The following is a 16195-nucleotide window of genomic DNA, read 5'->3' as shown; positions in this document are numbered from 1 at the left end:
CCCGGCCCGTCACATCCCCGACAGCCGGCGGCCGGTGACCAAGTCCGGCGCGATGCGCACGAACACCCCGTCCCGCAGCGGCATCCAGGAGTCCGGGCCGCACCGCGCGAGGCGCGCCCGCTCGCCCGGGTCCGTCACCAGGGCGGCCCGGCCGGTGACGACCACACTCCAGCCGCTGCGGGCCGCCGCGTCGAACTCGTCGGCCTCGAAGGCGACCACGGCACCCTCCACCGCGCGCACCAGGTCCGACCCCGCCGACGTCCGCAGGACGACGGAGGAGTCCGCGTCCAGACGGAAGTTGACCGGCAGCACGGCCGGCAGCGCCTGCCTGGTGTACACGATCCGGCCGACCGGCACCCGGCCGAGCAGGCGCAGGCAGGCATGTCTGCCGAGCGTGTGGAAGTCGACGTCGTGAGGCACCAGGCCATCGTGGACCCCGGCGACCGCGGGAGGTAGGGCCGATAGGCCCTGCCCGCGCGTCCGGAAACCGCTGCCCGGCGGTGTACCCCCCGACCTCGGAAGGACGCCGGCCCCGGCCGCTACGGCGATCCCGGACGAGGGTGCGGGGAGGAGGGGGAGGAACGCCGGTGGAAGGCTCCGAGCGCACCGGAGCGGCACACACGCCGTACGGCTGCCGCAGCCGGGACCGGACGAGCCGCTGGAGGAGTCGCGGGCCCGCCTGGACGCCGCCCGCGGCACCCGGTCGGCTGGTAAGGCACGTGCCCCCCGTGGGAGCAGCGCCCGGGCCGTGTGCCGGCCGGGCGCGGTGCCGGACGGCGGCCGTCGTCAGGGTCGCCCGAGTGGAGCAGGGCGGGGGCCGAACGGCCGTAGCCCGCCGGGCCGGGGCCGTTTGACCAGGCCCGGCCCGGTGGCATCGGTCATGGTGGACGTACGGGTGACGGTCCGCAGCCCGAGGAATGAGGAACCATGGCCGAGCACAGACCACCGGGACGGCTGCCGCAGGGCGACCTCGGGCGCCGTATCGAACAGCGCCGCAGGGAACTGGGCCTCACCGTGGAGGAACTGGCGTTCCGGGCGGCCATGGCCCCGGCCTACATCGAACACCTGGAGAAGCACAGCACCGCCGCACCGGAAGCCGGCACACTGCTCCGGCTGGCCGGGGCCCTGCGGACCAGCGCCACGGAGCTCGGCGGCGGACACGTCGACCTGCCGTCCGGCCTCGGGCAGGCCGCCCGGACACCCCGCTTCAGCGAGCTGGGCGAGGAGGACTGCCGACGGCTGCTGTCGACGCACGGGGTGGGCCGGATCGCGGTGTCCACCGATGGCGCCCCGGTCGTCGTCCCGGTCAACTACAGCGTCATCGACGACGCCATCGTCTTCAGGACGCAGACCGGGACGGTCTCCCTCCAGGGGCTCGACCGGGAGGTGGCCTTCGAGGTCGACCGCCTGGACGACGCGCTCAGCCAGGGCTGGAGCGTCGTGGTGCACGGCACCGCCGAACAGGTGACCGACCCCGATGCCGTACGCCGTCTCGCCGAGCGGGTCTACAGCGCGCCCTGGGCCGGCGGGGAACGCGACGTGTGGGTGCGCATCGGGATGAGCGCGCTGACCGGCCGCCGCATCGACACCTGGTAGCCGGCGGCCACCGGGCCCGGATCAGCGCGGCCGGTCCTGGTCCTCCCGGACGACGACGACCGGGCAGGCCGCGTGCTGGGCGCAGCGCAGGCTCACGGAACCGAGGATCGCGCGGGCGAAGCCGCCCCGCCCCCGGCGGCCCACGACCAGGATCTCCGCCCCCTCCGAGGCCGCGATCAGCACGTCGGAGGGGTCGCCCTCCACCAGGATCTCGCGCATACCGGCGGGCCGCTGGTCCGGGAAGACCGCGCGCATCGCCTCCGCGAACCGCTCCTGCGCCTGCTCCAGGTCGAACTCGGGGTCGATCGCGGGCCCGGTCCAGCCGATGGCCGACGGCGTGTCCCAGGCGCACACGGCCTCCACGAAACCGCCGACCATCTCCGCGTACCGCGCCGCCCAGCGCAGCGCCGCGTACGACGACGGGGAGCCGTCCACGCCCGCGACCACGCGGGCCTTCGGTTCAGGGGGTTGCATGGCCACCTCACCAGCAGTCGTTGTCGGTACTCTCCACGCTGCCCGGGACGACGGAACTGTGCCAGCCGGGAAGTCACCTCCACCGCGCGGCGCTGCGCACGGGGAGTGAGCACCCTTCGCACGGTGCCGCGTGGTCAGACGAGGCTTCCGCTGCCGTAGGGGGCGTACAGGTCGAGCAGCCGGACGCGGGAGGCGAGCAGCCGTTCGACGAGCACCCGGCCCACCCAGACCGCGATCGCGCGGCCGAACTCCGGGTCCTCGGCGCACAGGGCCCGGACCGTCCCGCCGTCGAACTCCCACGCGCGCACCGGGCTGACCGCCTCGGCGCCCAGGTGCCAGAGGTACGGCGGGTGGTACCAGGACCAGCCGACCAGCTCGCCGTGTCCCAGCGAGGCGACGACGGCGGGACGCCGGCCGGGCACGCGCAGATCGAGGGCGACCGTGCCGGTGCGGACGATCCACAGCCGGTCGGCGCGCCGGCCCTCCTCGAACAGCCGGGTCCCGGCATCGAAGGACACCGCACCGGCTATCCCCATCAGCCGTTCCCGGTGTTCGGCGGGGAGGGCCGCGTTCATGGTGGTGGCGGAGGTCATCACACCGGCTCCCTTCGTGTGGTCTGCCCCCAGCCTGGGCCGCTCCGGGCCCCACCACCACGGGCCGCCCGGCCCGCTCCCAGGGCCCTTCGGCCCTCCCGCGCACACCTCCTGCCGGCGACGGCGCGGAGTACCGCCCTTCGAGCGGCCTCAGCGGCCGTCGCTCCGGGCGCGGGCGTGATACAGGTCGCGCAGCAGGGCGATCTCGGCTCCGTGGTGCAGCAGCTCCTGGTTGACCCACCACACGATGCCGAGGAACGGCTCTTCCGGGTCACTGCCGTACGGATAGGCGCAGTACCCGACCGTGTCGAGGGCGGTGTCGTCGGCGCCGAGCAGCGCCGTCCGCCAGGCCTCGGCGGCGCTGCCGAAGGCGGTGAGCGCGGTCGCCGCGTCCCCGCTGATGCGGTAGTCGTCCCGGGTGAGCCGCCGGGCGCCGGCGGTGTGGTCGGCGCGCAGGGCCAGCATCTCGCCGAGGTGGCTCAGGCGCCACGCGATGGTGGTGAAGGGCGGCGGCCAGGGGTGCGGGTAGGCGGCGGCGTCGCGTCCCCAGTCACCCGCCCCCGCCAGGGACGTGGCGCGCGGCCCCGGCCCGTCCTCGCGCCGCCGTACCGACCAGCAACCCGGCACCGGCTCCCAGAGGTACTCGTCGTCGGTCAGCGGACCGACCGGGGTGTCCGTACCGTCGCCGCTGTCCATGACGGGCCCTGCCATACGGTCGGCGAGACGCCTGTACGCGAAGTCGAACTGCTCCAGCAGCGGCAGCAGACGGGACGGCACCGTCATCACAGGCTCCTGTGGCGAGACCGGTTCGGAACGATCCGCCAGACTGACACAGCCGCGGCCGCAGCCGCGCCCGATTTTCCTCGCGGCTCCGCCCGGGCGACGCCCCCCTGCCGCCCCCTACTGCGGGGCGCACCGGCACGCCTCCATGGCGATCACCGCGACGCGGGACCACCAGGCAGCAGGACGCGGGGCCCGCTCCTGCGTGGCTCGCGTTCATGGCGGACGATGGGCCCAAGACCACGTCGTCCCACCGGAGAGACCTCCATGCGAATCCACCTGACCAACGTCTTCGTCGACGACCAGGAAAAGGCGCTGCGCTTCTACACCGAGGTGCTGGGCTTCGTGAAGAAACACGACGTTCCGGCGGGCGAGGACCGCTGGCTGACCGTGGTCTCGCCGGAAGACCCCCACGGCACCGAACTCCTGCTGGAGCCCTCCGGCCATCCGGCGGTGCGGCCGTACAAGACCGCGCTGGTCGAGGACGGCATCCCGGCCGCCTCGTTCGCCGTGGACGACGTACGGGCCGAGTTCGACCGGCTGCGCCGGCTGGGTGTGCGGTTCACCCAGGAGCCGCTGGAGACGGGCTCGGTCACCACGGCCGTCCTGGACGACACCTGCGGGAACCTGATCCAGCTCGTGCACACCCCATGAGCGCTCCGGCGGCGCCGGCCCTAGCCGGAGAAGGGATCCTCGAGCGCCGGGACGCACGGGGACAGCAACCGTTCCGTGTGCTCCGTGACCGTGCCGCGGACGAGCCTGAGCACCCGGAACTCGTTCTCATGGCCCCGGTCCTCGTCGTCGCGGACGTGGAGCAGTCCGTAGGAGCCGGGAGCGAGCGCCGCCACCTCCTCGAACAGCCCGACCACATCGGGAGCCGAGCGGTGGTTGGAATGACCTCCCAGGTGGATGAAGGGCTCGCCGTTCATCCACCTCAGGTCGAGGAGGTAGGGGCTGGCCATCCGGGTGATGCGCAGCCGGAGTTCGTCGACGATCCGCCGCAGCCGGACGTCGTCCTCGTCGTCGGACGCGGTCTCCCTGACCGTGATCCAGCCGTGGTACTCGAACACGCCACGATCCTAACGGCCCCGATGAGAAGGCGGGTTCCGGCCGCCGCCCCCTACGAGGCGAACCCGAGCAGGAGCTCGCTCGGTTCCACCGGCATGGTGATCGGGCAGCCGTCCGCTCCGGGACCTCGTCGGCAGCGGCGCAGACGACCAGCTGCACCAGCAGGAACGAACAGGAGGAGTGCACGTGGAGATCGTGGCGTACGGCGTTCTCTCCGACGAGGAACCCCTGCTCAGGGCCGCGTTCGACAAGGCGTTCCACGGGCGGCACGAACTGCGCTGCCTGCGGTTGTTCCTGGACCGGGACACCGTGCCGACGGCCGCCGGACACGAGATCGTACTCAGCGGCGTCAACGACACCCTGGACGCCGGTGTGCTGCGCATTCTGGCCGAGGGCGGCACCCGGATGATCGCCCAACGGTCCACCGGCTACAACAACATCGACCTCACCGCCGCCGGGGACCTCGGCGTCACGGTCGCCCGCGTCTCCTCCTACTCGCCGTACTCGGTCGCCGAGTTCGCCTGGACCCTCGCCCTGGCGGTCAACCGCCGGATCGTCCGCGCCGCCCACCGCACCCGCGAGTTCGACTTCCGGCTCGACGGCCTGATGGGCCGCGACCTGCGCGGCCGGACGGCCGGTGTCGTGGGCACCGGAAAGATCGGGTCCGCGTTCGCCGCGATCGCCCACGGCTTCGGGATGCGGCTGCTGGGCTGGGACATCACGGAGAATCCCGACTGCCTCGCCCTCGGCATGGAGTACGTCCCCCGCGAGCGGCTCTTCGCCGAGGCCGACCTGGTCAGCCTGCACGTGCCGCTGCTCCCGGAGACCCATCACCTCGTCGACGCCGGCACGCTGGGCCTGATGAAGGACGACGCCATCCTGGTCAACTCCAGCCGCGGCGGCCTGGTGGACACCGACGCCCTGCTGGCGGCCCTGCGCGCCGGACGGCTGACCGGCGTCGGCCTCGACGTGTACGAGGAGGAGGCCGGTGTCTTCTTCCTGGACAAGTCGCTGGAGGTGATGACCGACGAACGCCTGGCCCGGCTGATGACCTTCGGCAACGTCCTGCTGACCTCGCACCAGGCGTACTTCACCGAGGACGCCGTCGGCCAGATCGTCCGCACCACCGTGTCCAACGTCGAGGACTACCTCGCGGGCCGCAGCGGCGACAACACACTCGTCGCCCCGGCATGAACCCCTCCGCCGGGTGCGGTCACCCGGTGTCCTGGGCCGGCAGCACGACACACAGCTCATAGCCGCCGTCACCGGTGGGGCCCGAGGTCATCGTGCCCCCGAGGAGTTCGGCGCGCTGGCGCAGACCCAGCAGCCCGTGGTGCGCCCCGGGCAGGGGCAGCGGCGGCTGGGTCGGCGCCGTGTTGGTGACCCGGACCCGGACGGCGCCGTCGGCATGGCTCAGATCGATGTGCGCGGTCGCCCCCGGAGCGTGTTTGCGGGTGTTGGTCAGCGCCTCCTGGACCGTGCGGTAGACCGCGCGCTGGACGGTCGGCGGAAGCCCTTCGGGCAGGGCCATGCGCAACTCGGTCCTGATGCCGCTGTTGTCCGCCAGCCGCTGGATGTCGCTGAGCGCCGGCTGCGGGGTGAGCTCCGTGGGGTGACCGCTGGAGGCCCGCAGGACACCGACCATGTGCCGCAGTTCGTCCAGCGTCTGCACGCTCAGCCGGCGGATCGTCGCCGCGGCCTCCCGGGTGTCCGGGTCGCCCGCACCCACTTGCAGCGCCCCGGCACGCACGGCGATCAGACTGACCTGGTGAGAGACGACATCGTGCATCTCCCGCGCCAGCTGCGCGCGCTCCTTGGCGAGGACGGCCTGGGCGGTCAGCAACTGCTGATGGTCACGCGCCTCCGAGATCTCCGCCAGCCTCAGCGACAGATCGCGCCGGGTGCGCACCAACTGCCCCAGGAAGACGGCCGCCGCCGCCGTGGCGGCGCTGTAACCGAGTGCGATCAGCGTCGGGGTACGGGTCAGATCCAGCTCCGGCGACGGCAGCGACGTCGTGTCGCTGACCGCGAACGCCAGGGCGCACACCACCAGCAGCGCCCGGGGACGGTTGCACGAGGCGAGCGTGTACAGCGCGGCCAGGCAGGCGAAGACCGCGTCGGACAGCAGGACGGCGGGCAGCGTGAGCAGGAAGGTGAGCAGCGGTTGCGGCCGGCGCAGCAGCAGGGCGACCGCGGCGGCCAGCGCGCAGGCCATCCGCAACGGCTCGTCGATGTCCCAGTGCGCCCACACGTCGAGGAGCGCCATGGCCACGGCCACGCCGTCCACGAGCAGCGGGGACGGCCGGCGGGTCATCCCGCGCCCTCGGCCAGGAGCCCGGCCCGCTGGGCGAGGAGGGCGGCCTGGACCCGGCCGCTGACCTCCAGCTTGGTCAGGATCGCGCTGACATGGTCCTTCACGGTGCCGGTGCTCAGGTGCATCCGGGCCGCGATGTCGGTGTTCGACAGGCCCTCGGCGATCAGCACGAGCACCTCGCGCTCGCGCTCGGTCAGCCGCTCCAGGGCCTTGGGCGGGCGCTCCTGCGCTCCCGCGTTCAGATAGCCGTCCACCACCGTGCGCGTGACCTTGGGCGACAGCACCGTGCCACCCCGGGCCAGGCTCTGCACCGCCGGCGGGAGCGCCTCGGGGTCGGTGTCCTTCAGCAGGAAGCCGGCGGCGCCCGAGCGCAGCGCCGTCTCCACGTACTCGTCCATGTCGAACGTGGTCAGCATGGCCACCACCGGAGGCTCCGGCAGCCGCCGGATCTCGCTCAGCACGGTCAGCCCGTCCACGTCCGGCATGCGGATGTCCAGCAGGACCACATCCGGACGCGTCTGGCGCACCGTCCGCAGCGCCTGACCGCCGGAGACCGCCCCGACGACCTCGATGCCGTCGGCTGCGTCCAGGATGCGCTGGAAACCCGTGCGGATCAGGGCTTCGTCGTCGACCACCAGTACCCGGATCACGTGTGCTCCAGCCTCTGTGGGAGTACTGTGTCCGATTCGTACCACGCCGGGCGCGACGGCGCCGCCGGGGGCGTCCCGCGTCGTCCGCACAGCCCCGGTGCCGTACCGCTACAGGGCTGCCGTCCGCTGTACGGAGCTGCCGTCCGGCCTCCGGCGCCGATGGCCGTGCGGCGGTCGGATCACGGCCGTCCGGCGAGGCACAGCGGCTGCCGGCCGGCCGGCAGGGTGAATACGGCGCCGGGGACGCTCTCCCCGGCCGTCGGCGGCAGCCGTCGCGGTGTCGCGGGCGGTGCGAGCCGGGCCGTCCAGTGGCCCTCGCGCATCGTCAGCGTCACCGTCGACAGCGGCGGCACCCGCAGCTGCCAGAAGGCGCGGGCGGGCACGGCCAGGGCGTGGACCAGCGAGGCCCGGATGACCGCGGCCTCGGTGATCGTGAGCAGCTGCCCCGGGCCGCCGGGCAGTGCCGTCAGCCAGGCCGCCGTACGGTCACAGAGCCGGGCGACCGACTCGCCGCCGTGCGGTGCGGCCTCGGGATCCGTCAGCCAGGCGGACAGGCCGTGCGGGTCCCGCGCCGCGATGTCCCGCAGCGGGCGGCCGTCCCACGTGCCGTAGTCCAGATCCCGCAGGGTCTCCTCCGGCGTGGCCTCTACCGCCAGGGCCCCGGCGATCCGAGCGCAGCGGGCCGAGGGCGCCCGCAGCGCCCGCGCGTACGGCGGCAGGGCCGCCCGCACGGCGGTGACCGCGCGCTCGTTCCCGGGGACCCGGTCGGGGTCGCCCGGTGTGGCGGTCGCGCACAGCATCGTCAGTCGCACGGTCACCATGCGCCTCCTTCTCCGTACGGAGCGGCACCTCACCGGCCCGGTGAGCGGGGGTGCCCGTCGAGCAGGGGGTGCTCGTCAGTCACCACCCTCCAGGCAGCACGCCCGGTTGAACCATCCGGCAGGTGGCCGGACCACCCCCGCCGGGTGGCGGAACCCTCGCCCGCGCGGAGGCGGACCGCCGGCCGCGGAGCACGTGGCGGCTGTCCCCTACCGGCGCGTCAGCGCAGCCCCAGGCAGGGCAGCCAGCCGCGGGGCGCCCCATGGGCGGCGGTCAGCAGCGCGGCGAGCGCCCCCGGCAGGCCGGTGAGGAGGTCCGCGGGCCACTCGGCGAGCGGCCGAGCGGCCAGCCCGGCCGTCAGATGGCCGACGAGCCGGTCCTTCAGCGCGCTCGCCGCCGGCAGCCGGGCGTGGCGGTCGAAGGCGTCGGCGACCGCCAGCACACCCGCGGCCCCGTGGCACAGCCCGAGCCGGTCACCGGGGGTGTCACCGAAGAGGTGGAACGCCTCGTCGTAGTGCTCGGCGAGCGTGGTGAAGGCGGTCGCGGCCCAGTCGGCGGCGGCACCGTCCCCGAGGGCGTCGGCGGCGTCCCACAGTGCCCAGGCGACCCCCGGCGTGCCGTAGCACCACGCCTGGCGGGGGTCGGCCTCGGGGGAGGGCGGGCCGGCGAGTCCGGCGCCGGGCCAGGTGCGGATGCCCCGCTCGTCGTCGTACGCCCGGCGGACCAGCCAGCGGGTGGCCCGGCCGAGCGCCCCGGCGAGGCCGCGGGCGAGGTCCGGGTCCGGCCCGGCGCGGCGCAGGGCCGCGGTGAGCGCGGTGACGAGTCCGGCGACACCATGCCCCATGCCGGTGTTGACGTGGCCCTGCATCCAGGCCAGGAGCGGGTGGTCCGTGTACTGGCCCGCGCGCAGCCGCCCCAGCTCCTCCTCGTCGCACAGCAGCGCCAGATGCGCGGCGAGCGGTCGCGGCACGGGCAGCGCCGGTTCCGCCGCGCACAGCGCGAGCAGCAGACCCGAGGGGCCGGAGATCAGGTCGTAGTCGGGGAACGCGACCTCGCGGGTGCGGTACCCGAGCGGGCGCCCGGCGAGGTGGGCGCCGAGCCGGTCCGCCGCGGCCCCCAGCCCGGGGTGCACCCGGGCGCCCAGGCGCAGGCCGACGAGCGTGCCGGCCAGACCCCCGTCGTACAGGGCGGGGTGGGACGGCCCGCGGCCGGCCGTGCGGGACCACACGGCCACGGCGGCGGGCGCCGCCCGGTCGTCCGCGACCAGGTGGGCCAGCACCGGGATCCCGGGGTCGCAGAGGTGTCCGCCCCGCTCGGGCGCCTCGGCCCACTCCAGCAGGTAGCGGACGGCGAGGCCGTGGACGTCCTCACGCGGCGGGACGGCCGGTGCGGTCGTGTCGTGCGGCATCGTCCTCCAAACGTCGTCGCGGACGGGGCGGAGCCGCCCGCACGGGCGGGCGGCTCCTGGGAGCGTCATCCACAGATGACGACCGTGGCACAGATGACGATCGTGCACAGGCCGCTGCATCCGTTGGTGTACACGGACGCCGTCGGCAGGTCCTCGTCGGTGATCCGCTCCTCGAGGTCGCTGATCAGCGTGTCGAGTTCGTTGATTTCGTGGGCGGGCATGGGACTTCCCCTTTCACTCATCGGGTGTTGGCCGCCCCGGCGGGCCGCCTGGCGGGCGGGCCGGGGACGTCGTGCCGGCCGCCGTGGACCAGGGCGTCGGCGGCGGCCTCGGCGAGGCGGCCGGCGCAGCGGTCGTGGGGGAGCCGGAGCAGGAGCTGCGCGGCGACGCTCGCGCCGCCGTGCAGCGGGTCACGCAACAGCAGGTCTTCGGGGGCCGGCAGCATCTCCTCCACCAGCAGCGCGGTGCCCGCCTCCCGGGCGCACAGCCGCTCGATCAGCTGGAGGGCCGTCAGCGAGGCGAGGTCCACCGGGACCGGCTTCGCGCCGGGGGCGGTGCGCACGAACGCGTGCCGGGGCAGACCGGCGGACCGGCGCAGCAAGGCGAGGACACGGACCTTGGTGAGCAGGTCGTCGCCGGGCTCCCACAGCTTGCCGCGGTCGACGCGCCAGGTCGCCGGGGCGAGGACGAGGTCGCCGCCCGCGGTGAGCCGGGGCAGCCGGGCCCGGTCGGGCAGCGCCGCGTCCAGCGCGTCCAGCCGCACCAGATAGGAGGCGGCCGGATGGCTCGCCGCGAGCAGCAGCCGCACGAGGGTGTCGTAGGGCGGGGCGGGGGAGAGGGTGGCCTGGTACACGGGGATGACGCGCCGTCCGTCCGCCTCGGCGACGATCCGGCCGTGGGTGCGGCGCAGGCTGATGCGGTCCAGCGGGAGGTAGCGCGCCTGCCCGCCGGACGAGCCGTAGTACGGCGTGGGGTCCGGGTCGCCGGTCCACCAGCGGGTCGTCACCGGACGGCGCACGGCGTTGGCGGACCGCTCGGCGAGCGGCGGCACGAGCAGGTCGACGAAGCGGACCCCGCTGCGTTCCTCGACGGCGGCGAGGAAGGCGCGGTAGGCGTCGCTGTTGCCGTAGCCGCCGTGCAGGGTGCGCAGCCCGTCGGCGAACCGGGCGTCGAGCACCCCGGCCGACGAGGCGGTCTCCAGCACGGCCACCGGACCGCCGTCGGTACAGGGGCGCAGCGGGCGCAGCAGACAGTCGACCGGCCAGGGCGGCAGCGTGCTGTCGGCGGGCGGTGCGCCCAGCTCGTCCAGCAGCGCGTCGTCGAGGTCCACGCAGGCGGTGCCGGAGCGGGCGGCGGCGTCCAGGCGGGCCAGCAGCCGGGCGTAGCCGCCGGCGGGGTCGTGGGCGGGGTGCCAGCCCGTGTAGCGGCGGACGGGCGGCGGGTCGTCGGCGCTCAGCCGGTCGGCGAGGATCTCGCTGATGGGGCGCGCCTGTTCGGTCAGCCCGGCGAACCAGGGCTGTCGCTCCGGCGGCTCCGCCGGGCGGTCGGCCTCCCGGAGGGCGGCGAGCCGGGCCGCGATCCGCAGCCCGCGCCGGACGCGTGCGGCGGCTGCCGCGGGCACGGCGGCGTCGGCGCCGAGCCGGCGGTAGGAGTCGAGGAACCAGGCGTCCGCCCCGCCGCCCCCGGGTGTCGGCGGCAGCGCGCCGGTGGCGCCGACCGTCTCGGCCGGCACCCAGCCGGAGCAGTGCTGGCGGGGCGCCCGGCAGATCTGTACGACGCCCAGCCCGTGCAGGTGCTGGAGGAACCCGCGCAGTACCGCGGGGGCCACGGCCGGCCCGCCGGGCGGGGCGCTCAGCGGTGGCAGCATGCGGTCCAGTTCGCCGAGCGTGCGCGGCCCGCCGGCGAGCAGGGCCAGGACGCTTTCCAGCACGCGGGTGCGGCGCAGCACGATCTGCCGGAGCCGCCCGGGTGCACGGGGGTCGACGACGTAACAGCGCACCTGCCCGGGCGGGTCGCCGGGGGCGGGGGCGGAGGGTTCGGCGAAGTGCAGGGGCGTCGGCGCGAGCAGCGTCGCGGGGTCGGCGGTGCGCAGGTCCGCGGGGGCGGTGCCGGCCCGCAGGAGGTGCACGTTCTCCACGGCGATCGCCGCGAGCGCACCGAGGGGGGTACCGGGCGCGAGCAGCGGCGGGCGGCCGTCGTCCGGGTCCGGGCCGCCGGTCACCGGGAGCACGGCGATCTGGCCCGCCCAGCCGCGGGGCGTCGTCTTCACCGCGGCCCGGCCCACGATGCGCCACAGGTAGGCGGCACGTTTGCGCAACTGCTTGCCGGACCACGACTGGCCGTCGGCGAGCCGCCGTTCGATGTCGCCGACGAGCGCGGGGGCGGCACTGTCCAGGAACGCGCGCATCACCGGGCTGGAGCACGCCGTACGCCACGCCTGCTCGGCGACCCGCTGCTGCTCGGCCGTGACCTCCTGCCGCAGCCGGGCCAGCGCCGCCTGCGCCGCCTCCGCGCCGTGCAGCAGGGCGCGGGCCTGTCCGGCGAGGCCGGCGGGCACGGCCGGCGAGCGCTCCAGCAGCACGCAGTCCGGCGTCCCCGGTGCCGCTCCCGAGTGCAGCCGCCGCCGCAGGGCGAGTACGGCGCCCCGGTCGGCGGACGCCAGCGAAGGGTGCGGCACGACCTCCGCGCCCAGCCGGTCGGCCAGCGCCCGGGCCTGTGCGGCGAGCCGTTCGGTGGTGTGGGCGTGCCGGGCGGCGCCCTCGAAGAGGTGCTCGGCGGCGCCGGCCGTCCAGGCCGCTCCGGGCATGCCGCCCAGCCGCAGCAGCGCCGTGGCCCCGAGCAGCGCGTCGCGTGTGTCGGCCGGTTCGGTGACGTGTGCGGGTACGGACGGAGTTCCGGGTGCCGTGTCGTGGCTGTCGTGCCTTGAGTGCCCGTCGTGCCCGTCGTGCGCGTCGGCTGGTCGGGGGGCCGCTTGTGCCGGTACGTGTTCCATGCTCAGACCGCCTCTTCCCGGCCGTCGGCGGCGAGTGCCTCGGTGAGCAGGCACTGGCGTGCGGTGGAGAGCGCACCCCGGTTCCAGTGGAAGATCACGAAGTGGGCGGCGGCCCGGCGCGGACCGACCGTGGCCTCACCGGAGGCGAAGTAGTGGCTTCGCCAGCGCTCCGCGGCCTGCTCCACCGTCACCAGATGCTCGCCGAGGACGTCCTGCCAGGCCTTCGGCAGGGCCTGGAGCCGGTCCTCGGGGGGCTGCTCCCAGTAGGCGCGGATCCCGGCGGCGGCCCGGCGCAGGTCCGGTTCGCCGAGGCCGCCCGGCAGTCGTCGGCCGGTCTCCTCCCGTACCACCTGCCAGACCCCCCGATGCTCCCAGCCGACGATGCCCAGCCCGTCGAACACGGCGTGCAGCAAGGCCAGGGACACCCGCCAGCCGACCGGGGCCGGATCGCCGGCCACGGCGGTGTGCACGTCCAGCCAGGCCCGGGAGTCCGCGGTGAACAGCTCGTGCACCCAGGGCATGGAGAGCGGACCGCCGAAGAGGTAGGTCTCCGGCTCGTACACACCGGCCAGGGGCCTCTTCCCGGCGTCCTCGGTCCGCTCCGGCGTCAGGTGGCGCAGCAGGGCGGCGCGCAGTTCCGGTGCCCGGGACGGCTCCGCGGCGAGGAACCGTACCCGCAGCCCCGGGGGTTTGTGCATGAAGAAGAAGTCGCGGGCCTGTCCGGTGCCGAGCAACTCACGGGCCGCCGTGGCGAGTCGGCCGTACGGCGGCGGCGTGAGGGACAGGTTGAGCTGTACCCAGCCGGCCTCGGGGGTGTGGGCGCGCAGGGCTTCGAGTCCGGCCGTCAGAAAGGTCCGTCGGGCCGCCGCGTATGCGGGGTCCTCCGCCGTGAGGGGTACGGTGCCCAGCGGCTTGGCACGTACATCGTCCAGGCAGTCGGCCAGCAACCGCTCGACCCGCACCATGCGACCTCCTCACCAGGAAGGGCAGTTCACTCCTGTGATGTCCACGGCGCATGCGTCCCCAAGCGTCAATGCGAATTGGTCATATGATCAACAGGAGTGCGCGGGAGGTATGTCACGCGCGGCGACAGCCCGTCCGGCGCGCCGGCATCCCACTGGCGCCGCCGGTGAGGCCGGAGGCCGCCCGTGGTGTAACTCCGGTCGCGTCGTACGGTTACGCCCGGGTCAACGCAGCGCGCTCGGCGGACCCCCGGCGCAGTACTCCTCCCGAGTACGCCCGCGCTGGCGAGGGCATGCCCATCAGTTGGCCAACGCACCAAGTGATCCGGAGGCACGTGGTGGCCGAGGCGGGAGGCGGGACGTCGTGCGTGTTCGTCGTCGGCGAAGCCGGTCGTGGGTCTTGGCGACCGCTGCCAGGGTGTGCCCATGAAGACGACGCCCGATGGACGGCCCATTCCGCCCGCGCACGCCGACGAGCGCACCATGCTGGAAGCCTGGCTGGACTTTCACCGCGCGACGCTCGCTCTGAAGTGTTCCGGTCTCACGGACCATCGAATACGGCTTGCCGCGGTGCCTCCGTCACCGATGACGCTGCTCGGTCTCGTGCAGCACATGGCCGAGGTGGAACGCAACTGGTTCCAGCGGGTGTTCGCGGGTCGGGACGTGCCGCCGGTCTTCGGGGAAAGTGGCGCCGACGGCTTCGCCCTGGTTCCGGAACGAGGACTTGACGAGGCGATGACCGTCTGGCGGGCGGAGGTTGCCCGGGGGCGTGCGCTGATCGCCGGAGCGGCGCTGGACGACTCCGGCCGGCTGTCCGGACGGGAGGCAGGCCACGTCGGTGACCGGGGAGTCTCACTTCGCTGGATCTTGGTGCACATGATCGAGGAATACGCGCGTCACAACGGTCACGCGGATCTCCTTCGCGAGCGCATCGACGGGGTCACCGGGGCGTGAGACATGCGCGCGGCGCAGCAGGCAGGTGTGTCTAAGCGATCGAGAAGGTGGTGCCGGGGGCGGCATAGTCGATGGGGCCGTGGAATCGGGTCGAGGCTCGTCGTACCGCTTCGTCCGGGGTGAGGGTCGGGCCGACGTGGGTGACGAGCAACCGGGCCGCCCCGGCCGCCGTGGCCGTGTCGCCGGTGTCCTCGGGGATGTGGTGCACCTGCGGGCCGTCGGCCGGGGCCTGGCTGCTCTCCGCCTCGCACAGCAGCGCGTCGCATCCCTCGGCCAGTCGCGTGAGGTTCGCGCACGGAGCGGTGTCCCCGGAGTAGACCAGCGAGCGGCCCCCGGCCTCGACGCGCACGGCGAAGGCGGGGATGCCGTGCTCCACCGCCCGCGTGGTCAGCGTGAGATCGCCGACGCGCGTCTGATGCCCGTCATGCAACTCCTGCACGGCGAAGGCGGATTCGACGGGGCTGCGCGTCGCGGTATTGGTCAGGAAGTGGGCCAGCCGGTCGGCGATGCCAGGCGGCCCGTACAAGGGAATGGGCGCCTCGAACCGGACGTTCGCGAACAGCACCGCGTAGTACGTGGTGAGGAGATCCGCGCTGTGATCGGCGTGCGAGTGCGAGATCCAGATCGCGTCCACCTCGTCGAGCCGGACATGCCGCTGCAACCGCGCCAACGTCCCGCTGCCCGCGTCCATCCAAAGACGGGTGGCGCCACTGGAAACCAGGTAGCCGGAGCACGGGTTGTCGGCGGTGGCGTGAGGTGTCGCGGAGCCAAGGACGGTGAGCTGGAGAAGATCGCTGGTCATTCGCGGAGTCTATAGAGCGGTTGATCTTATGAGAGCGTCAATTTCGTGTGCGCTGACAACCTGCGCGGATGACGCCGGTTCGCGCCACTTCGGCATGCCGGGGCGCACGTACGGGCCAGTCGGGGACGGCGGTCGCGCCGGGAAACGTACCCTTCAAGACAACAAGGAAGATCATTCTCTAATGCGCTTTACATGGCGAACCGTTCCGCCCGGACAGCATGCGAAGGCAGCGCTTCCCGAGCGAAGGGAGTCGGCGGCATGGCCGACTGGAAGCAGATCAGCGGTGGGTTGACGCGGATCGCGGTGGGTTCGCGTACGAACGTGTGGGGTGTGAACTCGGCGGGGAACATCTACCGCTACACGAACAACGACGCCAGTCCGTGGGTGCAGATTCCCGGTGGGTTGTCGGACATCGGGGCGGGTGCGGACGGCACCGTGTGGGGCGTGAACTCGGCCGGGAACATCTACCGTTACACCGGTGACCAGGAGTCCGGTCACTGGAAGCAGATCAGCGGCGGACTGAAGGCGATCGCCTCCGGCTCCCGCACCACGGTGTGGGGTGTGAACTCGGCCGGGAACATCTACCACTACACCAACAACGACGCGAGTCCGTGGGTGCAGATTCCCGGTGGGCTGTCCGACATCGGGGCGGGTGCGGACGGCACCGTGTGGGGTGTCAACTCCGCGGGGAACATCTACCGTTACACCGGTGACCTCCCCGGCTGACGGGCACGCCGGCGCCCCGGCCCCGCACGGGGGTCCGGGGCGCCGTAACCGTACGGT

At 73.8% G+C, this 16195-nt stretch carries 18 protein-coding genes; 5 read left to right on the top strand and 13 right to left on the bottom strand.

The features are described 5' to 3' along the window. Window positions 1-9: 9 nt before the first annotated feature. Window positions 10-420 (bottom strand): pyridoxamine 5'-phosphate oxidase family protein, encoded by a 411-nt coding sequence (locus IH25_RS0102960; RefSeq protein WP_387877377.1) that lies wholly within the window; start codon window positions 418-420, stop codon window positions 10-12. A 507-nt stretch (window positions 421-927) separates the two neighbouring features. On the opposite strand from IH25_RS0102960, the gene IH25_RS0102955 reads away from it, so the two are divergent. Continuing rightward, complete coding sequence (locus tag IH25_RS0102955; protein ID WP_030602317.1) at window positions 928-1596, top strand: helix-turn-helix domain-containing protein; 669 nt, start codon at window positions 928-930, stop codon at window positions 1594-1596. Window positions 1597-1617: 21 nt separating this feature from the next. On the opposite strand, the gene IH25_RS0102950 is transcribed toward IH25_RS0102955, so the two are convergent. The 3 genes from IH25_RS0102950 to IH25_RS0102940 all read right to left on the bottom strand — a co-directional run bounded on the left by IH25_RS0102950 (window position 1618) and on the right by IH25_RS0102940 (window position 3446). Further along, a complete protein-coding gene (locus IH25_RS0102950; RefSeq protein ID WP_030602314.1) occupies window positions 1618-2070 on the bottom strand; it encodes a universal stress protein in 453 nt (150 codons plus the stop codon). Window positions 2071-2204: 134 nt separating this feature from the next. Further along, a complete protein-coding gene (locus IH25_RS0102945) occupies window positions 2205-2663 on the bottom strand; it encodes a cyclic nucleotide-binding domain-containing protein (protein ID WP_030602311.1) in 459 nt (152 codons plus the stop codon). Window positions 2664-2813: 150 nt separating this feature from the next. Beyond that, window positions 2814-3446: a DinB family protein gene (locus IH25_RS0102940; protein WP_030602308.1), complete on the bottom strand. Its 633-nt coding sequence runs from the start codon at window positions 3444-3446 to the stop codon at window positions 2814-2816. A gap of 264 nt (window positions 3447-3710) precedes the next feature. Between IH25_RS0102940 and IH25_RS0102935 the strand changes: the two genes are divergently transcribed. After that, window positions 3711-4097 (top strand): VOC family protein, encoded by a 387-nt coding sequence (locus IH25_RS0102935; protein WP_030602305.1) that lies wholly within the window; start codon window positions 3711-3713, stop codon window positions 4095-4097. A gap of 20 nt (window positions 4098-4117) precedes the next feature. Here the strand turns inward: IH25_RS0102935 and IH25_RS0102930 are convergent, their stop codons facing one another. Continuing rightward, window positions 4118-4513: an Imm7 family immunity protein gene (locus IH25_RS0102930; RefSeq protein WP_030602301.1), complete on the bottom strand. Its 396-nt coding sequence runs from the start codon at window positions 4511-4513 to the stop codon at window positions 4118-4120. Window positions 4514-4697: 184 nt separating this feature from the next. On the opposite strand from IH25_RS0102930, the gene IH25_RS0102925 reads away from it, so the two are divergent. Further along, complete coding sequence (locus IH25_RS0102925) at window positions 4698-5705, top strand: 2-hydroxyacid dehydrogenase (RefSeq protein WP_030602298.1); 1008 nt, start codon at window positions 4698-4700, stop codon at window positions 5703-5705. A 19-nt stretch (window positions 5706-5724) separates the two neighbouring features. Here IH25_RS0102925 and IH25_RS0102920 read toward each other — a convergent pair whose 3' ends face one another. The 7 genes from IH25_RS0102920 to IH25_RS0102890 form a co-directional block, all read right to left on the bottom strand. Continuing rightward, a complete protein-coding gene (locus IH25_RS0102920; RefSeq protein WP_030602296.1) occupies window positions 5725-6825 on the bottom strand; it encodes a sensor histidine kinase in 1101 nt (366 codons plus the stop codon). Beyond that, window positions 6822-7475 carry a response regulator gene (locus tag IH25_RS0102915; RefSeq protein WP_030602293.1) on the bottom strand — a complete coding sequence of 218 codons (654 nt, stop codon included), beginning with the start codon at window positions 7473-7475 and terminating at the stop codon, window positions 6822-6824. The genes IH25_RS0102920 and IH25_RS0102915 overlap by 4 nt, the downstream gene beginning before the upstream one ends. Window positions 7476-7654: 179 nt before the next feature. Continuing rightward, on the bottom strand, window positions 7655-8296 hold the full coding sequence (locus IH25_RS0102910) for a histidine phosphatase family protein (protein ID WP_245172674.1): 642 nt from the start codon (window positions 8294-8296) through the stop codon (window positions 7655-7657). Window positions 8297-8514: 218 nt separating this feature from the next. After that, complete coding sequence (locus IH25_RS0102905) at window positions 8515-9702, bottom strand: lanthionine synthetase LanC family protein (protein ID WP_030602285.1); 1188 nt, start codon at window positions 9700-9702, stop codon at window positions 8515-8517. A 65-nt stretch (window positions 9703-9767) separates the two neighbouring features. After that, window positions 9768-9923, bottom strand: a complete 156-nt coding sequence (locus IH25_RS41505; RefSeq protein WP_167346007.1) for a hypothetical protein — start codon at window positions 9921-9923, stop codon at window positions 9768-9770. Window positions 9924-9940: 17 nt separating this feature from the next. Next, on the bottom strand, window positions 9941-12694 hold the full coding sequence (locus IH25_RS0102895; protein WP_245172673.1) for a lantibiotic dehydratase: 2754 nt from the start codon (window positions 12692-12694) through the stop codon (window positions 9941-9943). Window positions 12695-12696: 2 nt separating this feature from the next. Continuing rightward, window positions 12697-13659: a thiopeptide-type bacteriocin biosynthesis protein gene (locus IH25_RS0102890; protein WP_030602278.1), complete on the bottom strand. Its 963-nt coding sequence runs from the start codon at window positions 13657-13659 to the stop codon at window positions 12697-12699. A 423-nt stretch (window positions 13660-14082) separates the two neighbouring features. On the opposite strand from IH25_RS0102890, the gene IH25_RS0102885 reads away from it, so the two are divergent. Then, window positions 14083-14610, top strand: a complete 528-nt coding sequence (locus IH25_RS0102885) for a DinB family protein (protein WP_030602276.1) — start codon at window positions 14083-14085, stop codon at window positions 14608-14610. Between the two features lie 31 nt (window positions 14611-14641). Here the strand turns inward: IH25_RS0102885 and IH25_RS0102880 are convergent, their stop codons facing one another. After that, a complete protein-coding gene (locus tag IH25_RS0102880; protein ID WP_030602275.1) occupies window positions 14642-15412 on the bottom strand; it encodes an MBL fold metallo-hydrolase in 771 nt (256 codons plus the stop codon). A 258-nt stretch (window positions 15413-15670) separates the two neighbouring features. Between IH25_RS0102880 and IH25_RS0102875 the strand changes: the two genes are divergently transcribed. Next, window positions 15671-16138 (top strand): tectonin domain-containing protein, encoded by a 468-nt coding sequence (locus tag IH25_RS0102875; RefSeq protein WP_245172672.1) that lies wholly within the window; start codon window positions 15671-15673, stop codon window positions 16136-16138. Window positions 16139-16195: the final 57 nt, after the last annotated feature.

The organism is Streptomyces achromogenes subsp. achromogenes (assembly GCF_000720835.1).
Classification (GTDB): domain Bacteria; phylum Actinomycetota; class Actinomycetes; order Streptomycetales; family Streptomycetaceae; genus Streptomyces; species Streptomyces achromogenes.
This window is presented reverse-complemented; position numbering and strand designations above follow the sequence as displayed.

What these genes read in the sequence shown, in the direction of transcription:
- IH25_RS0102950 (WP_030602314.1), bottom strand. Translation starts at nt 2,070, where the DNA reads ATGCAACCCCCTGAACCGAAGGCCCGCGTGGTCGCGGGCGTGGACGGC.
- IH25_RS0102895 (WP_245172673.1), bottom strand. Translation starts at nt 12,694, where the DNA reads ATGGAACACGTACCGGCACAAGCGGCCCCCCGACCAGCCGACGCGCAC.
- IH25_RS0102940 (WP_030602308.1), bottom strand. Translation starts at nt 3,446, where the DNA reads ATGACGGTGCCGTCCCGTCTGCTGCCGCTGCTGGAGCAGTTCGACTTC.
- IH25_RS0102890 (WP_030602278.1), bottom strand. Translation starts at nt 13,659, where the DNA reads ATGGTGCGGGTCGAGCGGTTGCTGGCCGACTGCCTGGACGATGTACGT.
- IH25_RS0102885 (WP_030602276.1), top strand. Translation starts at nt 14,083, where the DNA reads ATGAAGACGACGCCCGATGGACGGCCCATTCCGCCCGCGCACGCCGAC.
- IH25_RS0102935 (WP_030602305.1), top strand. Translation starts at nt 3,711, where the DNA reads ATGCGAATCCACCTGACCAACGTCTTCGTCGACGACCAGGAAAAGGCG.
- IH25_RS0102880 (WP_030602275.1), bottom strand. Translation starts at nt 15,412, where the DNA reads ATGACCAGCGATCTTCTCCAGCTCACCGTCCTTGGCTCCGCGACACCT.
- IH25_RS0102905 (WP_030602285.1), bottom strand. Translation starts at nt 9,702, where the DNA reads ATGCCGCACGACACGACCGCACCGGCCGTCCCGCCGCGTGAGGACGTC.
- IH25_RS0102945 (WP_030602311.1), bottom strand. Translation starts at nt 2,663, where the DNA reads ATGACCTCCGCCACCACCATGAACGCGGCCCTCCCCGCCGAACACCGG.
- IH25_RS0102910 (WP_245172674.1), bottom strand. Translation starts at nt 8,296, where the DNA reads ATGGTGACCGTGCGACTGACGATGCTGTGCGCGACCGCCACACCGGGC.
- IH25_RS0102875 (WP_245172672.1), top strand. Translation starts at nt 15,671, where the DNA reads ATGGCCGACTGGAAGCAGATCAGCGGTGGGTTGACGCGGATCGCGGTG.
- IH25_RS41505 (WP_167346007.1), bottom strand. Translation starts at nt 9,923, where the DNA reads ATGCCCGCCCACGAAATCAACGAACTCGACACGCTGATCAGCGACCTC.
- IH25_RS0102920 (WP_030602296.1), bottom strand. Translation starts at nt 6,825, where the DNA reads ATGACCCGCCGGCCGTCCCCGCTGCTCGTGGACGGCGTGGCCGTGGCC.
- IH25_RS0102955 (WP_030602317.1), top strand. Translation starts at nt 928, where the DNA reads ATGGCCGAGCACAGACCACCGGGACGGCTGCCGCAGGGCGACCTCGGG.